Annotated in this window: 16 protein-coding genes; 2 read left to right on the forward strand and 14 right to left on the reverse strand. The window is 69.9% G+C overall.

Annotation, left to right across the window (positions count from 1 at the left end):
* Nucleotides 1-206: 206 nt before the first annotated feature.
* The 7 genes from ACZ42A_RS30950 to ACZ42A_RS30980 all read right to left on the reverse strand — a co-directional run bounded on the left by ACZ42A_RS30950 (nt 207) and on the right by ACZ42A_RS30980 (nt 6,925).
* Entirely contained in the window at nt 207-497 is a 291-nt protein-coding gene (locus tag ACZ42A_RS30950) for a hypothetical protein (RefSeq protein ID WP_324935761.1), read from the reverse strand.
* The gene (locus ACZ42A_RS30955) at nt 494-1,522 is read right to left on the reverse strand and encodes a helix-turn-helix transcriptional regulator (RefSeq protein ID WP_468530588.1); all 1,029 of its coding nucleotides are present in this window, start codon (nt 1,520-1,522) and stop codon (nt 494-496) included. The genes ACZ42A_RS30950 and ACZ42A_RS30955 overlap by 4 nt, the downstream gene beginning before the upstream one ends.
* A gap of 18 nt (nt 1,523-1,540) precedes the next feature.
* Nucleotides 1,541-2,494, reverse strand: a complete 954-nt coding sequence (locus tag ACZ42A_RS30960) for a helix-turn-helix transcriptional regulator (protein ID WP_468530589.1) — start codon at nt 2,492-2,494, stop codon at nt 1,541-1,543.
* A 187-nt stretch (nt 2,495-2,681) separates the two neighbouring features.
* Complete coding sequence (locus tag ACZ42A_RS30965; RefSeq protein WP_468530590.1) at nt 2,682-3,053, reverse strand: FKBP-type peptidyl-prolyl cis-trans isomerase; 372 nt, start codon at nt 3,051-3,053, stop codon at nt 2,682-2,684.
* 108 nt (nt 3,054-3,161) lie between these two features.
* Nucleotides 3,162-4,163 (reverse strand): FKBP-type peptidyl-prolyl cis-trans isomerase, encoded by a 1,002-nt coding sequence (locus ACZ42A_RS30970; RefSeq protein ID WP_468530591.1) that lies wholly within the window; start codon nt 4,161-4,163, stop codon nt 3,162-3,164.
* A 131-nt stretch (nt 4,164-4,294) separates the two neighbouring features.
* Complete coding sequence (pafA, locus tag ACZ42A_RS30975; protein WP_468530592.1) at nt 4,295-5,656, reverse strand: Pup--protein ligase; 1,362 nt, start codon at nt 5,654-5,656, stop codon at nt 4,295-4,297.
* 9 nt (nt 5,657-5,665) lie between these two features.
* Complete coding sequence (locus ACZ42A_RS30980; protein WP_468530593.1) at nt 5,666-6,925, reverse strand: MFS transporter; 1,260 nt, start codon at nt 6,923-6,925, stop codon at nt 5,666-5,668.
* A 118-nt stretch (nt 6,926-7,043) separates the two neighbouring features.
* Here ACZ42A_RS30980 and ACZ42A_RS30985 point away from each other — a divergent pair, with 118 nt between their 5' ends.
* On the forward strand, nt 7,044-8,060 hold the full coding sequence (locus ACZ42A_RS30985; protein ID WP_468530594.1) for a LacI family DNA-binding transcriptional regulator: 1,017 nt from the start codon (nt 7,044-7,046) through the stop codon (nt 8,058-8,060).
* 65 nt (nt 8,061-8,125) lie between these two features.
* Here the strand turns inward: ACZ42A_RS30985 and prcA are convergent, their stop codons facing one another.
* The 6 genes from prcA to arc all read right to left on the reverse strand — a co-directional run bounded on the left by prcA (nt 8,126) and on the right by arc (nt 13,934).
* Nucleotides 8,126-8,875 carry a proteasome subunit alpha gene (prcA, locus tag ACZ42A_RS30990; RefSeq protein WP_468530595.1) on the reverse strand — a complete coding sequence of 250 codons (750 nt, stop codon included), beginning with the start codon at nt 8,873-8,875 and terminating at the stop codon, nt 8,126-8,128.
* 59 nt (nt 8,876-8,934) lie between these two features.
* Nucleotides 8,935-9,780 (reverse strand): proteasome subunit beta, encoded by an 846-nt coding sequence (prcB, locus tag ACZ42A_RS30995; RefSeq protein WP_468530596.1) that lies wholly within the window; start codon nt 9,778-9,780, stop codon nt 8,935-8,937.
* Entirely contained in the window at nt 9,761-10,045 is a 285-nt protein-coding gene (locus ACZ42A_RS31000) for an endonuclease domain-containing protein (RefSeq protein ID WP_468530597.1), read from the reverse strand. The genes prcB and ACZ42A_RS31000 overlap by 20 nt, the downstream gene beginning before the upstream one ends.
* Nucleotides 10,035-10,253 (reverse strand): ubiquitin-like protein Pup, encoded by a 219-nt coding sequence (locus ACZ42A_RS31005; RefSeq protein WP_062154959.1) that lies wholly within the window; start codon nt 10,251-10,253, stop codon nt 10,035-10,037. Before ACZ42A_RS31005 ends, ACZ42A_RS31000 begins: the two co-directional genes overlap by 11 nt.
* Before the next feature lie 168 nt (nt 10,254-10,421).
* Nucleotides 10,422-11,933 (reverse strand): depupylase/deamidase Dop, encoded by a 1,512-nt coding sequence (dop, locus tag ACZ42A_RS31010; protein WP_468530598.1) that lies wholly within the window; start codon nt 11,931-11,933, stop codon nt 10,422-10,424.
* A 234-nt stretch (nt 11,934-12,167) separates the two neighbouring features.
* Complete coding sequence (arc, locus tag ACZ42A_RS31015; RefSeq protein ID WP_468530599.1) at nt 12,168-13,934, reverse strand: proteasome ATPase; 1,767 nt, start codon at nt 13,932-13,934, stop codon at nt 12,168-12,170.
* Nucleotides 13,935-14,179: 245 nt separating this feature from the next.
* On the opposite strand from arc, the gene ACZ42A_RS31020 reads away from it, so the two are divergent.
* Entirely contained in the window at nt 14,180-14,485 is a 306-nt protein-coding gene (locus tag ACZ42A_RS31020; RefSeq protein WP_468530600.1) for a ferredoxin, read from the forward strand.
* 57 nt (nt 14,486-14,542) lie between these two features.
* Here the strand turns inward: ACZ42A_RS31020 and ACZ42A_RS31025 are convergent, their stop codons facing one another.
* Complete coding sequence (locus ACZ42A_RS31025; RefSeq protein ID WP_468530601.1) at nt 14,543-15,115, reverse strand: hypothetical protein; 573 nt, start codon at nt 15,113-15,115, stop codon at nt 14,543-14,545.
* Nucleotides 15,116-15,345 lie beyond the last annotated feature (230 nt).

The following is a 15,345-nucleotide window of genomic DNA, read 5'->3' on the forward strand; positions in this document are numbered from 1 at the left end:
GACGCCGAGCCTAGGACCTCTCTTCCGGATCATGCCAGCGTCGCGGGGTCTGGCACGCACATCTGCCGCGTTGTCGTCACTCGCCGACGCTCCGCGTCGACTCCCTCCTCCGCCTTGCAGCTGCACGCACCAGACCCCGCTCAAGTCGGCCAAGACGCGCCGCGCCTCACAGCTGGCCTGATCCGGAAGACAGGCCCTAGACCGTCCTAGACAGTGGAGTGGAGCCGCAGGGTCCGCACGCCGCCGCCGGTGAGCAGTTCGACGATCCGCTCGCCCGCGGGCTTGCGGACGGCCGCGCCGCACTCGGGGCAGGTGAAGGAGTAGAACGTGGTACGGCTGCTGGCACCGATGGCCAGCCGCAGGGCGCTCGCGGCGAGTTCGAAGCGGCCCCGGCAGTCCGGGCAGCCCGCCTTGAACACCACAGGGGTCACACTGCGCATCCCGGCGAACGCCGAGGCCACCGACACACCCCGCCCACCGGACGCCGACTCGCTCACAGTCCCTGCTCCTGCCTGTCGAACAGCTCGTCGTGAACGTGGTCCTCGACGTCGTACGCCGCCAGCGCCTCGCGGGCGGCCCGGCGAGCGCTGTCGGCCAGCTCGGCCGGGGCGACGATCCGGCCGTCGGCGCCCAGGCGCAGCGCGAGGCGGCGCAGCGAGGCCGGGTCGGGGGTGCGCAGGGTGATGCGCAGACCGCCGTCGGGCAGCTCCTCGGCGCTGTCGTGCGGGTAGTACTCGGCGACCCAGCGGCCACCCGGGCCGACCTCGACGACGACCTCGGGGTCCTCGGCCGCGGGCTGCACCAGCGCCTCCGACAGGTCCCGCAGCTCGATCTCGGGCGGCGCGGACGGCTCGTCGAGGATCTTGATCTCGGCGACCCGGTCGAGCCGGAAGGTGCGGCGCGCCTCGGAGCGGCGGCACCACGCCTCGACGTAGGTGTGCCCGACGCTGACCAGCCGGATCGGGTCGATCTCGCGCTCGGTGACCTCGTCGCGGGCCGGCGAGTAGTAGCGGATCCACAGGCGGCGGCGTTCGGAGATCGCCCGGTCGACGTCGGCGAAGACCCCGCCCTCGGACTCGAAGGTGACCGACAACCGGGAGCTGGCGCCGGCCACCTCGCCCGCCGCGGTCTCCACCTTGGCGGTGGCCCGCAGCAGCGCCTGCCGGTCGCTCTCGCGCAGGCCGGGCAGGGTGGCCACGGCACGGGCGGCCACCAGCAGCGCGGTCGCCTCGTCGGCGGCGAGCCGCAGCGGCTCGGCCGCCTCCGCGCCGAGCGCGGCGGGGTTGTGCCACCAGATGCGCTCGCCGTCGGTGTCGATGTCGAGCAGATCGCCGCCGCGGAAGCTGGTGCCGCACATGGGCAGCACGTCGAGGTCGGAGACCAGCTCCTCCTCGGTGATGCCGAAGGCGCGGGCGACGTCCTCGATCCGGGCGCCGGGGCGCTCCTTGAGATACGTCACCAGGGAGAGCATCCGCCGGGTCTGGTCGATGGCGTTCACGGGCCTGACCGGTTTGCCTGCCATTGTCTGTCCCGCTTCCCCTCAGCCCTTGGCGACGGCGCGCAGCCGGTCCACCACGTCGGCGCGCAGCTCGGCGGGCTCCAGGACCACCACGTCCGGCCCGAACTCCACCAGCCAGGCATCCAGTCCGTGCCCGTACGGAATCTCCAACTCGTCCCAGCCGTCCCCGAGTTCGCGCACCGAGGTGGCCTTCGCCCGCAGGGGGTATCCGGCGCCGGTGCGCAGCCGGATGCGCGCGCTGCGGTCGGCGGTCTCGCCGGCCCAGCCGGCGACGGTCTCGCGGACGGTGACGACATCGGGGACCGGGGCGGTGAAGCGGGCGCCGCGCGAGCGCACCTTGCCGGTGATCCGCGACAGCCGGAACACCCGCTCGGCGCCCCGGTCACGGTCCCAGCCCGCCAGATACCAGTGGCCGCGCCAGCACTCCAGCGCCCACGGCTCGACCTGCCGGGTCTCGGGCTGGGCGGCGTTGGCCTTGCGGTACTCGAAGACGACGGGGCGGCGGTCGCGGCAGGCGAGCATCAGCGGTTCGAAGGCGGCCTCGTGCACGGGGATGCGCGGCTCCAGGGCGCCGTGCGCCTCGTACGGGTCCACGTCCTCCGGCAGCCCCGCGGCGCGCAGCTTCTGCAGGGCACCGCTGGCGGCGCCGGCCAGCCGGGCCTGCTGCCACACCTTGGCGGCCAGGCCGAGGGCGGCGGCCTCCTCGGCGTCGAGGGTGATGGGCGGGAGGCGGTTGCTGTCGCGGCGGGCCAGGTAGCCGACCTCGCCGTCCAGGTTCTCGACGGTCTCGATGACCAGGCCCAGCTCGCGCAGGTCGTCCTTGTCCCGCTCGAACATGCGGTTGAACGAGTCCTCGCTGCCGGCCTCCAGGTAGGCCTCGATGGACTCGCGCAGCTCACGCTTGCTGAGCGGCCGCCGCGTCCCCAGCAGACACAGCGCCAGGTTCATCAGCCGCTCGGCCTTGGCAATGGCCATCGACGCCCTTCGCCTCCCTATGGTGCTCCCGACCGATGACCGTACCGCTCCGCGGTGCCGTGGCAAAAGCCGAGGGCCCATGCCCGGACAGGCATGGGCCCCAGATGATCGGAACCGATCGGATCCCGCACGTGGCCCGTACGAAGATCGGAACGTCTCCTGATCGTTCGCGACTCCCGTACGACGATCAGACGCCGAGCAGGTCGACGACGAAGATCAGGGTCTCGCCGGGCTTGATCGCCGGGGTCGGGCTCTGGTTGCCGTAGGCGAGGTGGGCCGGGATGGTCAGCTGGCGGCGGCCGCCGACCTTCATGCCCTGCACGCCCAGGTCCCAGCCCTTGATGACCCGGCCGGCGCCCAGCGGGAAGCGGAACGGGGTGCCCCGGTTCCAGCTCGCGTCGAACTCCTCACCGGTGCTGAAGGCGACGCCCACGTAGTGCACGGTGACGGTCTGCCCGGCCTGCGCCTCGGGACCGTCGCCCTCCCAGATGTCCTTGATCTCGAGGTCCGCCGGGGGCTCGCCGCCCGGGAAGTCGATCTCGGGCTTGTCGATGCTCACGTCTCTGGCTCCTGCATGTCTACGACACGTAACGCGACCAGTCTTTCATCCCACCCGGCGCGGCCGTGACCAGCCACTCCAGCGCACGGTCGATCAGACCGCGGTGGCTCACATCTTGGCGAGGATGTCCACCGAGAACACCAGCGTCGCGCCCTTGGCGATACCGCTGCCGCTCGGCGGGTTGTCGCCGTAGCCCAGGTCCGGCGGGATGACGATCAGGACGCGGCTGCCGACCTTCTTGCCGGTCAGGCCCTGGGACCAGCCCTTGACGACCTGCTGGAGGGAGAAGGAGGTCAGGGCCTTGCGGCCGTACGTCGAGTCGAACTCCTTGCCGCCCGCCCACTGCACGCCCTTGTACTGCACGAGCACGCTGTCCTGGGCGCCGACCGTGGCGCCGTCGCCCTCGAGGACGTAGTTCGCGACGAGCTTCTTCGGCGCGGCCGTCTTCGGGACCTCGATGGACGGGGCCTTGCCGTCCGTGTTGGTGCCGACCTTCGGCAGATCCACGTTGTCCTGCGCGACCTCCGTGCCCTTCGCGGAGCTCTTGGCGTTGAAGGTGCCCTGGAGGTCCACGACGAAGACCAGCGTGTCGGTGCCCTTGATGCCCGCCTGGGACTGGCCCTGCTCGCCATACCCCCAGGTCGGCGGCACCGAGAACTGGACCCGGCTGCCCAGCTTCCGGCCGGTCAGCGCATACCGCCAGCCGTCGATGATGCTGCCCTGGGCGAGCTGGATCACCAGCGGCGTCTTGCGGTCGTAGGAGTTGTCGAAGACCTTCGCGGTGTCCCAGATCTGGCCCAGATAGTTCGCCTGGATGTAGTCACCCTCCGCGACGGTCTGGCCGCCGCCCGCGATGACCGTCTTCACCGCGAGGTCCTTCGACGGCTGCCCGCTGCCCTTGGCGATCGTCGGCTTCTCGTCGAACTTCGTGCCCGCGGTGATCGCCGGCAGCGGACCGTCGACGATCTTCGGCGACGGCGCGGCGGACGTGGCCGGCGCGGTCGGCGAGGCGGTGTCGCTGGCCTTGCCCGAATCGGCCTTGTCGTCGCCGCATCCGGCGAGCGTGACCAGTCCAGCGGGAACGGCAATCATGAGTGAGCGTCGGCGCACGATGGGGGCCTCGTAATCGGTCGATCTTGTGGATGGCGTGCGCGCAACTCTACGGCGTGAGAAGGGCGCCGTACGGGTAACGTACGGCGCCCGTGTGGCGTTCCGGCATGTCGTCCGGAAAAAGCCCTCGCTCACATTCCGGCGATCAGTTTCTCCACCCGGTCGTCCACCGAACGGAACGGGTCCTTGCACAACACGGTGCGCTGTGCCTGGTCGTTGAGCTTCAGATGCACCCAGTCGACGGTGAAGTCCCGGCGCTGTTCCTGCGCCCGCCGGATGAAGTCACCGCGCAGCCGCGCCCGAGTGGTCTGCGGCGGTACCGACTTGCCCTCGAAGATCTTCAAGTCGTTGCAGATCCGGGCGGCTTGGCCCTTCTTCTCCAGCAGGTAGTACAGGCCACGACGGCGGTGGATGTCGTGGTAGGCGAGGTCTATCTGGGCGACCCGCGGATGCGACATGGTCATGTTGTGCTTGGCCCGGTACCGCTCGATGAGCTTGTACTTCATGACCCAGTCGATCTCGGTGTCGATCCGGTCCAGGTCCTCGGTCTCGATCGCCTCCAGCGTACGGCCCCACAGCTCGAGAACCTGTTCGACCGTGCCGGTGCGGATGCCGCGCCGCTCGCAGAAGTCCAGTGCCTTCTCGTAGTACTCGCGCTGCACCTCCAGTGCCGAGGCCTCCCGGCCGCTGGCCAGGCGCACCTTGCGGCGGCCGGTGATGTCGTGGCTGACCTCGCGGATCGCCCGGATCGGGTTCTCCAGGGTGAGATCGCGCATCACCGTGCCCGCCTCGATCATGCGCAGCACCAGGTCGGTGGCGCCGACCTTGAGCAGCATGGTCGTCTCGGACATGTTGGAGTCGCCCACGATGACGTGCAGCCGCCGGTAGCGCTCGGCGTCCGCGTGCGGCTCGTCGCGGGTGTTGATGATGGGCCGGGAGCGGGTCGTCGCCGAGGAGACGCCCTCCCAGATGTGCTCGGCCCGCTGGCTCACGCAGTACACCGCACCGCGCGGTGTCTGCAGCACCTTCCCGGCGCCGCACAGCAGCTGCCGGGTGACGAGGAACGGGATGAGGATGTCCGCGAGCCGCGAGAACTCCCCGTGCCGGGCCACCAGATAGTTCTCGTGGCAGCCGTAGGAGTTGCCCGCCGAGTCGGTGTTGTTCTTGAAGAGGTAGACGTCGCCCGCGATTCCCTCCTCGTGCAGGCGTCGTTCCGCGTCCACCAGGAGTCCTTCGAGAATGCGCTCGCCGGCCTTGTCGTGGGTGACCAGTTCGATCACGTTGTCACATTCGGGTGTCGCGTATTCCGGATGTGAGCCCACGTCGAGATAGAGGCGGGCGCCGTTCCGCAGAAAGACATTGCTGCTGCGGCCCCATGACACGACACGGCGGAAGAGGTACCGCGCCACCTCGTCAGGCGACAGACGGCGCTGTCCCCTGAACGTGCACGTGACGCCGTACTCGTTCTCCAGCCCGAAAATGCGGCGGTCCATGAGTGAACATTACGCCCGATCCCCTGAACTGAAACGGGGTTCGACAGCACGATTTGGATCATTTTCCGATGAAGACGCAACGACCGCGGTCCGCGCGGGAGCTGCGAGTACCCGTCCGGTGGCGAGCAGAACCAGCAGCGACACCCCGCCGGCGGCGCTCGGCACGGCGAAGCCCCACAGCGCCCCGCCCCACTCGATGACCGGTCCCGCCAGGCCCGTTCCCACCGAGGCACCCACGGTGAACGTCGTCACGAGCCAGGAGAACGCCTCGGTGACCGTGCCGCTCGGCGCGTGCCGGTCGACGATGACGAAGGCGCAGGCGATGGCGGGCGCCAGGAACACCCCGGAGAGCGCGGCGAGCGCCGTCATGGCGACCGGGCCCGGCATCAGCATCAGCGGCAGATAACAGACCGCCAGAAGCGCCACCAGGACACGCAGTCGCCGCTCCGGGGCGCCGGCCCACTGCCGCGCCCCGTAGACGGCGCCGCCGACGAGCGCGCCCAGACCCAGGGCCGCCATCAGCCAGCCGTAGACCGCGTCGCCGCCGTGGTCGTCGGCGTACGACACCGCGGCGACCGTGATCGAGCCGAGCGCCACCCCGACGAACAGGAACGCGGCGAGCAGGGCGATCAGCCCCGGCGAGCGCAGCGCGCCGAGCCAGTGGGCCTCGCGCGGAGCCGACCGCCACGCGCGCGAGGGCGGCGACACGACCACGGAGAGGGCACCGAGGACACCGATCACGTTCAGCACCAGCAGCGCGGCCTGGGCCGACCACAGGGCGGTGCAGAGGGTGACCAGCAACGGGCCGACCGTGAACATCACTTCCTGGGCCACCGCGTCCATCGCGTACGCGGTGTGCACCTGCTCCTCCTTGCGCAGGACGGACGGCCACAGGGCGCGCAGCCCGCCCTCCAGAGGCGGGGTGAACAGTCCCGCAGCCGCCACGGCGGCGTACGCCGGCGCCGCCGGCTCGGTGCCGGAGAAGGCGAAGACCGCCATCGCCAGGGCCGACAGCACGGCCGCGGGCAGCTGGACCCGCGGCTGGCCGTGCAGGTCCACCAGACGGCCGAGCAGCGGCTGCCCGACGGCGTTGGCGACACCGTAGACGGCGGCCAGCGCGCCGGCGAGGCTGTACGAACCGCCCTCCGCGCGGACGAACAGCACGATCGCGATCGCTGCGGTGGCGTTCGGCAGCCGTCCCACCAGCGTGCCCACCAGCAGCCGGGCGGCGTGCCTCGCCCTGAGGATCTCCAGGTATCCCGCGGCCATGTCCCCGCCCTCCCGCTCAAGGTTTTACGTATAACGTCCTCTGTCATACGTACCATGTGCGCTGTTCGCACGTCCAGGCGAAGCCCGGGCGCGACCCCCACGAAGGAGCAGCCCGACGGTGGCACGAGCCAGCACCCGCCCCACGAGCCGCGATGTCGCCGAGGCCGCCGGAGTCTCCCAGGCGGCGGTGTCGCTGGTGCTCGGCGACAAGTGGCGCGGCCGGGTGTCCGAGGCGACGGCCGAGCGCGTCCGCCAGGCCGCGCGGGAGCTGGGCTACCGGCCCAACCTGGCCGCCCGGAACCTGCGCCTCGGCCGCACCCGCACCGTGCTCCTCGTGGTCCCGGCGCTGACCACCGAGTTCTTCGCCGGCGTCTACACCGGCGCCGCCCGCGTCGCCGCCGCCCACGGCTTCGGCGTCGTCCTCTACCCCTCCCCCGAAGGCATCGGCCCCGCCCGCGACCCCTTCGCCTCCGCCCAGGCCGCCCTCGACGGCGTCATCGCCTCCTCCATGGCCGCCGACGCCCTCACCGCCATCCGCGGCGACCAGCTGCCCCTGGTCATGCTCGACAGCGACCCGGACGGCAGCCTCGGCGCGGCCACCGTCAACCTCGACATCACCGACGGCGTACGCCAGGTCGCCGAGCACCTCCTCGGCCTCGGCCACCGCCGCTTCCTGCACCTCGCGGCGGACGTCGCCTCCTGGACCTTCGAGATCCGGGCGCGGGAGCTGGCCGCGCGGATCGGCGCGGTGCCGGGCACGACCCTGCGCACCGCGCCCGCGCCGATCTCCATCGACGGCGCCCTGGCCGCCGCCGAGGCCGCGCTCACCGCGCCCGGGCCGCGCCCCACCGCCATCGTCTGCGACGACGACAAACTCGCCGCCGGCGCCTACAAGGCCATACGGCGCCTGGGCCTGCGCATCCCCGACGACATCTCCGTCACCGGCCTGGACGACCTCGCCCTGGCCACCGCCATCGACCCCGAGCTGACCACCGTGCGCCTGGACGCCGAGCTGTTCGGCGAGCGCGGCATGCAGGCCCTGCTCGCGGTCCTGGAGGGCCGCACGCCCGCCCAGGGAGACATCCCGGTGGAACTGGTCGTACGGGGCTCCACGGCGCCGCCTCCGGCCGCCTGAGACGCGCGAGGCCCCGGCCCTCCACGGACCGGGGCATCGCGCGTCTCAGGCGGGCGGGGAGGGACTCACTCGCCCTCGGACTCGTCCTCCGTCTCGGTGGCGGTGTCGGCGGCCGCCTCGTCCGCGAGCAGACGGGACAGCTGACCGCTGGTGATCCGCTTGAACTTCCGCTTCTGCGGACGCGTACGGTCCAGCACCGCGACCTCCAGGCGCTCCGCGGGGATCTCCCGCTGCGTGCCGTTCGACTCGCGGGACAGCGCCTGGACCGCCAGCTTCAGCGCCTCCGACAGGCTCATCCCGTCCTGATGGCGCTGGTCCAGATAGTTGCTGATCAGCTCGGCGTTGCCGCCGACCGCGACCGAGCCGTGCTCGTCCACGATCGAGCCGTCGTGCGGCAGCCGGTAGATCTGGTCACCCTCCGGCGTCTCGCCCACCTCGGCGACGACCAGCTCCACCTCGTACGGCTTCTCGCCCGCGCTGGAGAAGATCGTGCCCAGCGTCTGCGCGTAGACGTTCGCCAGACCCCGGGCCGTCACGTCGTCCCGGTCGTAGGTGTAGCCGCGCAGGTCGGCGTAGCGGACGCCGCCGATGCGCAGGTTCTCGTACTCGTTGTACTTGCCGGCCGCGGCGAAGCCGATCCGGTCGTAGATCTCGCTGAACTTGTGCAGCGCGCGGGACGGGTTCTCGCCGACGAAGACGATGCCGTCGGCGTACTGCAGCACGACCAGACTGCGGCCGCGCGCGATGCCCTTGCGGGCGTACTCGGCCCGGTCGGCCATGGCCTGCTGAGGAGAGACATAGAACGGCGTCGACACCGGTTATCCGTCCCTTTCTGTGGAAGTCACTCGATCACCTGACAACAAAGCGCCCGCGGTCAGAGCAGGGCGGCCCGCGGACCGTCCGGCTGCTCCAGACGCCGCTCCAGCACCGCGCGGGCGATCTGGGAGGACTCGTCCTCGGTGAGCCGGCGGAAGCCGTCCTCGGTGATCACGGTGACGATCGGGTAGATCCGGCGGGCGACATCGGGACCACCGGTCGCCGAGTCGTCGTCTGCCGCGTCATAGAGGGCCTGCACCACGAGTGTCGTGGCCTGGTCCTCGGTCAGGTCGTCACGGAAGAGCTTCTTCATGGCACCGCGCGCGAAGATCGAGCCGGAGCCGGTGGCGGCATAGCCCTGCTCCTCGGAGCGGCCGCCCGTCACGTCGTAGGAGAAAATGCGGCCCTTGCCGCGGTCCAGGTCGAACCCGGCGAAGAGCGGCACCACGGCCAGGCCCTGCATGGCCATGCCCAGGTTGGACCGGATCATCGTCGACAGCCGGTTCGCCTTGCCCTCCAGGGAGAGCTGCGCACCCTCGACCTTCTCGAAGTGCTCCAGCTCCAGCTGGAACAGCTTCACCATCTCGACGGCCAGACCCGCGGTGCCGGCGATACCGACGGCCGAGTACTCGTCCGCCGGGAAGACCTTCTCGATGTCCCGCTGCGCGATGACGTTGCCCATCGTGGCCCGCCGGTCACCGGCGAGCACGACGCCGCCGGGGAACGTCGCGGCGACGATCGTGGTGCCGTGCGGCGCCTCGACCACACCCTGCGTGGGCGGGAGTTGCCGGTTGCCGGGCAGCAGCTCGGGCTGGTGCTCGGACAGGAAGTCCATGAACGAAGACGATCCAGGCGTCAGGAAGGCAGCTGGTAGACGCCCGGTGCTACGAGTGTTGGCTTCCACGCGTTTCCTTCCAAGTAGTCAACAGGCCGAGGCCGGAATTGCAGTTGAAGCACAGTACGCCACGGACCCTACCCGCCTTGTGGCGGTGATCCACATGCGCGGGGGAAGCGGAACGGAAGAGACAGCGCGGCGCCGGTCGCGCGCGGCGCTGCACTCCGCCACGCGCTTCCGGCACCGCGCCGGTGCACCGCTTCCCAGGCCTTCCCTCGCCCTCTCCAGGCCTTCGATTCAAAGGTGGATGAGGCAGGCTGCCTTTACTGGCCACCCTTTTGCACGAAGCTGCGCACGAAGTCCTCGGCGTTCTCCTCGAGGACGTCGTCGATCTCGTCCAGAACCGAGTCCACGTCGTCGCTCAGCTTCTCGTGCCGCTCCTTGAGGTCCTCCGAAGCCTGCGCCTCCGCCGCCTGCTCCTCGACCTCCTCGGTGGACCGGGTGGCCTTCTGCTGTCCGCCGCCGGTGTCCTTGGTCGCCATAACCCTCACCCCGCTCGGTTCGCCCGACACAGTTGCTGGTCAAGATCAGACCCTACTCTCCGGGTCTGACAATGGCCCCGCAGTTTCTCCAACGTACGGGGCCCACCTCGATGATTCCCGGACCCGGTGCTTTCCACCCTGCCCGGCCGGCTCTTCCCGGGTACCCGCTCAGCCGCCGGAGAGCACCCTGACCAGGTCCTCGGCGGTGCGGCAGCGGTCCAGGAGCTCCTTGACGTGATTACGCGTTCCGCGAAGCGGTTCCAGGGTTGGGACGCGCTGGAGCGAGTCCCGGCCCGGGAGGTCGAAGATCACGGAGTCCCAGGAGGCCGCCGCCACGTCGTCGGCGTACTGCTCCAGGCAGCGCCCGCGGAAGTACGCGCGGGTGTCCTCCGGCGGCTTCTGCTTGGCCCGCTCGACGTCCGCCTCGTTCAGGAGCCGCTTCATCCGCCCGCGGGCCACCAGACGGTTGTAGAGGCCCTTGTCGGGGCGTACGTCGGCGTACTGGAGGTCGACGAGGTGCAGCCGGGCGGCGTCCCAGTCGAGGTTGTCGCGGCGGCGGTAGCCCTCCATGAGCTCCCGCTTGGCGACCCAGTCCAGCTCGCCGGCCAGGCTCATGGGATCGTGTTCGAGCCGGTTGAGGGTGTCCTCCCAGCGGGTCAGGACGTCCTTGGTCTGCTCGTCCGCGTCGGCCCCGAAGCGCTCCTCCACGTATTTGCGCGACAGCTCGTAGTACTCCATCTGGAGCTGGACCGCGGTGAGTGTCCGGCCGCTGCGGAGCGTGATCAGGCGCTTGAGGGACGGGTCGTGCGAGACCTGGTGCAGCGTGCGTACCGGCTGGTCCACGGCCAGGTCGACCGCGATGAAGCCGTCCTCGATCATCGACAGGACCAGGGCGGTCGTGCCCAGCTTGAGGTACGTCGAGATCTCGGAGAGGTTCGCGTCGCCGATGATCACATGCAGGCGGCGGTACTTCTCCGCGTCGGCGTGCGGCTCGTCGCGGGTGTTGATGATCGGGCGCTTGAGGGTGGTCTCCAGGCCGACCTCGACCTCGAAGTAGTCCGCGCGCTGGCTGAGCTGGAAGCCGTGCTCGTGGCCGTCCTGGCCGATGCCGACGCGGCCGGCGCCGGCGAAGACCTGGCGGGAGACGAAGAAGGGCGTGAGGTGGCGCACGATGTCCGAGAAGGGGGTCTCCCGCTTCATCAGGTAGTTCTCGTGCGTGCCGTAGGAGGCGCCCTTGTTGTCGGTGTTGTTCTTGTAGAGGTGGATGGGCTGGGCGCCGGGGAGCGCGGCGGCGCGCTCGGCGGCCTCGGCCATGATCCGCTCGCCGGCCTTGTCCCAGAGGACGGCGTCGCGGGGGTTGGTGACCTCGGGCGCGCTGTATTCGGGGTGTGCGTGGTCGACGTAGAGCCGTGCCCCGTTGGTCAGGATGACGTTGGCGAGGCCGATGTCCTCGTCGGTGAGCTGGCTGGCGTCGGCGGCCTCGCGGGCGAGGTCGAAGCCCCGTGCGTCCCGCAGCGGATTCTCCTCCTCGAAGTCCCAGCGGGCCCGGCGGGCCCGGTGCATCGCCGCCGCGTAGGCGTTGACGATCTGGGATGAGGTGAGCATGGCATTGGCGTTGGGGTGGCCGGGGACGGAGATCCCGTACTCCGTCTCGATGCCCATTACTCGCCGTACGGTCATGCGGCCCTCCTTGCCCGGCGAAGCCCTCGGTCGTGGGCCCCGCTCAAGTACCGCTGGCGCTCGGTTGCGTGTGCGGTGCCCGTCCCCGCACTGCGCGACTCGGCGGTACGGAAGAGCCTAGAACGCCTTTGCGCTGGTGGGGAGATCATTTGCGTCATTGCACTGCTCCAGCCGTGGCCCGAAAAACAGTCGGCTGCGGGTACCCGGAAAGGGCACCCGCAGCCGCCCTGTGTTTTACAGGTACTGTCCGGTGTTTGCCACCGTGTCGATGGAGCGTCCGGTGTCCGCGCCCTGCTTTCCGGTGATGAGGGTGCGGATGTAGACGATCCGCTCGCCCTTCTTTCCGGAGATCCGGGCCCAGTCGTCCGGGTTCGTGGTGTTCGGCAGGTCCTCGTTCTCCTTGAACTCGTCCACGCAAGCCTGGAGGAGGTGGGAGACCCGGAGGCCCTTCTGGTTGTGCTCGAGGAAGTCCTTGATCGCCATTTTCTTGGCGCGGCCCACGATGTTCTCGATCATGGCGCCGGAGTTGAAGTCCTTGAAGTACAGGACTTCCTTGTCGCCGTTGGCGTAGGTGACCTCGAGGAAGCGGTTTTCCTCGGATTCGGCGTACATGTGTTCCACGGCCGTCTGGATCATGGCCTGGACGCACGCCCCCTTGTCGCCGCCGTGTTCGCCGAGGTCCTCGGCGTGCAGCGGGAGGCGCTCGGTGAGGTACTTCCCGAAGATGTCCTTGGCCGCTTCGGCGTCCGGACGTTCGATCTTGATCTTTACGTCGAGCCGGCCGGGGCGCAGGATCGCGGGGTCGATCATGTCCTCGCGGTTGGAGGCGCCGATCACGACCACGTTCTGCAGGCCCTCCACGCCGTCGATCTCGGCGAGCAGCTGCGGGACGATGGTGTTCTCCACGTCCGAGCTGACGCCGGAGCCTCGGGTGCGGAAGAGGGACTCCATCTCGTCGAAGAAGACGATGACGGGGGTGCCCTCGCTGGCCTTCTCACGGGCTCGCTGGAAGACCAGGCGGATCTGCCGCTCGGTCTCGCCGACGTACTTGTTGAGGAGCTCGGGGCCCTTGATGTTGAGGAAGAAGCTCTTGCCGGCGGCCTGGCCGGTCACTTCGGCGACCTTCTTGGCCAGTGAGTTGGCGACGGCCTTGGCGATGAGTGTCTTGCCGCAACCAGGGGGCCCGTACAGCAGGACGCCCTTGGGCGGCCGCAGTTCGTGCTCCTTGAACAGGTCGGGGTAGAGGTACGGGAGCTCGACCGCGTCGCGGATGGCCTCGATCTGGTTGCCGAGCCCGCCGATCTGGTCGTAGCCGATGTCGGGGACCTCTTCGAGGACGAGTTCCTCGACCTCGCTCTTGGGCACGACCTCGTAGACGTAGCCGGAGCGGGGTTCGAGCAGGAGGGCGTCGCCGGCGCGGATGGTGACGTCCAGCAGCGGCTCGGCGAGCCGTACCACCCGTTCCTCGTCGGTGTGCCCGAGCACCAGGGCGCGCTCGCCGTCCTCGAGGATCTCCTTGAGGGTGACGATGTCCCCGACGCGCTCGAACTCCATGGCCTCGACCACGTTGAGCGCTTCGTTGAGCATCACTTCCTGGCCGCGCCGGAGCTCGTCCAGCTCGACGCTGGGGCTGACGTTCACCCGGAGCTTGCGGCCTCCGGTGAAGATGTCGGCCGTGCCGTCCTCGTTCGCCGCGAGGAAGACACCGAAGCCGGCCGGCGGCTGTGCGAGCCGGTCGACCTCTTCCTTGAGGGCCACGATCTGGTCGCGGGCCTCACGGAGCGTGTTGGCGAGTCGCTCGTTCTGGGCGGACACGCCGGCCAGGTTGGTCTGCAGCTCGACGATCCGCTCTTCGAGAATCCTCGTGTGTCGCGGAGAGTCGGCGAGCTTGCGTCGCAGGACGGCGATCTCCTGCTCAAGGTAGGCGATCTGCCCGGCCGGGTCGTCGGACCCGCGTCCCGGGCGGATGCCGCGGTTCATGTCGTCGTCGTGGGCTGCCACGGTCCTCACCTCCTCCAAGGGGAGCTGGACGCTTCCAGACCCTACCTGGGTGGGTGTCGATTGAAACCCCTAGATCACAAAGACGGTCGGGGTGTGTCCGATCTTCACCCTTGCGCTCTCCCTCACGCCAGGGGAATACCCACCGAACGCGATTGGAAAGCGACCAGAGGTAGGGTCGAAGCGTTCAACACCCGCCAGAGCTGGCCGGATTCCCGTACGGCTCGGCACAGAAAACGGCAGGAGAGATGACCGTGCAGCAGGAGGCCGGAGTCGGTGGCGAGACGATGGAGGTCTGGATCGATCAGGACCTCTGTACCGGCGACGGCATCTGCGCGCAGTACGCGCCGGAGGTGTTCGAGCTGGACATCGACGGTCTGGCCTATGTGAAGAGCGCCGACGACGAGCTGCTTCAGGAGCCGGGAGCCACAACGCCCGTACCGCTGCCGCTTCTCACGGATGTGATCGACTCGGCGAAGGAGTGTCCCGGCGAGTGCATCCACGTACGTCGGGTTTCGGACAGGGTCGAGGTCTACGGCCCGAACGCAGAGTGACCTGATCTGTACGGTGCGTTACTACTGTCTGATTGCTCACACCACGAGGGGCCGTCGTCAGACGCTGTGGGCCTCCGCTGGTGCCGAGCGGACGAACGCTCCGTTCTTCCAGCGCCACTTCAGGTCGTCCTCGGTGTCCGGGCAGCAGGTGGGCACGTCGTCGGACGAGTAGCCGAGCAGGGTCGCGGTGACCGCGCCGTCGCGGACGGCGAAGTCCTTGACCGTGTAGCGGTCCTTGGGGTCGACGAGCGTGGCCACCACGCGCGCGGGGGCGTCGTCCGCGCCGCCGGTGAGGACGTAGATGCCGTCGGGCGGGGTGCTGATGCCCGCGTCGCAGTGCACCACGGCGACCGTCTCCGGCCGGCCGTCGCCGTCGAGGTCCCCGGTCGCCTCGCGCTCCACCACGGCCTCGACGGGGCCGCATTCGAGGGGGAAGTCCACGCCGTCGGTCGCGGGCGCGGCCACGGGGGCGGACTGGGTGCCGTGCTGCGGTTCCTGGGCGGCGGTGGCGGCGTCCGGTTGCAGGAGCGAGGAGAGGGCCACGACACCGGCGAGCGCGGTGGCGGTGGCCAGCCAGTGGATCGGACGAGTGTGGGCGTGTGCCAGTTCCGGGACCGCGGATTGCTGCACTAGGAGTGTCTCCTGTGAGGGCTGTGCCGGTGGGGGTGGCCAGCATGGTGCCACACGTCACAGGGCGGGGGAACGGCGGGGTGGGACGTCGGTCCGGCTTCTGTGGATCCGGGTGCTCACGGGGGTCAAATGCGCGGCGGGGGGGGGGGGGGGGGGGGGGGGGGGGGGGGGGGGGGGGGGGGGGGGGGGGGGGGGGGGGGGGGGGGGGGGGGGGGGGGGGGGGGGGGGGG

It is taken from the genome of Streptomyces sp. NPDC030838 (genome assembly GCF_055572035.1).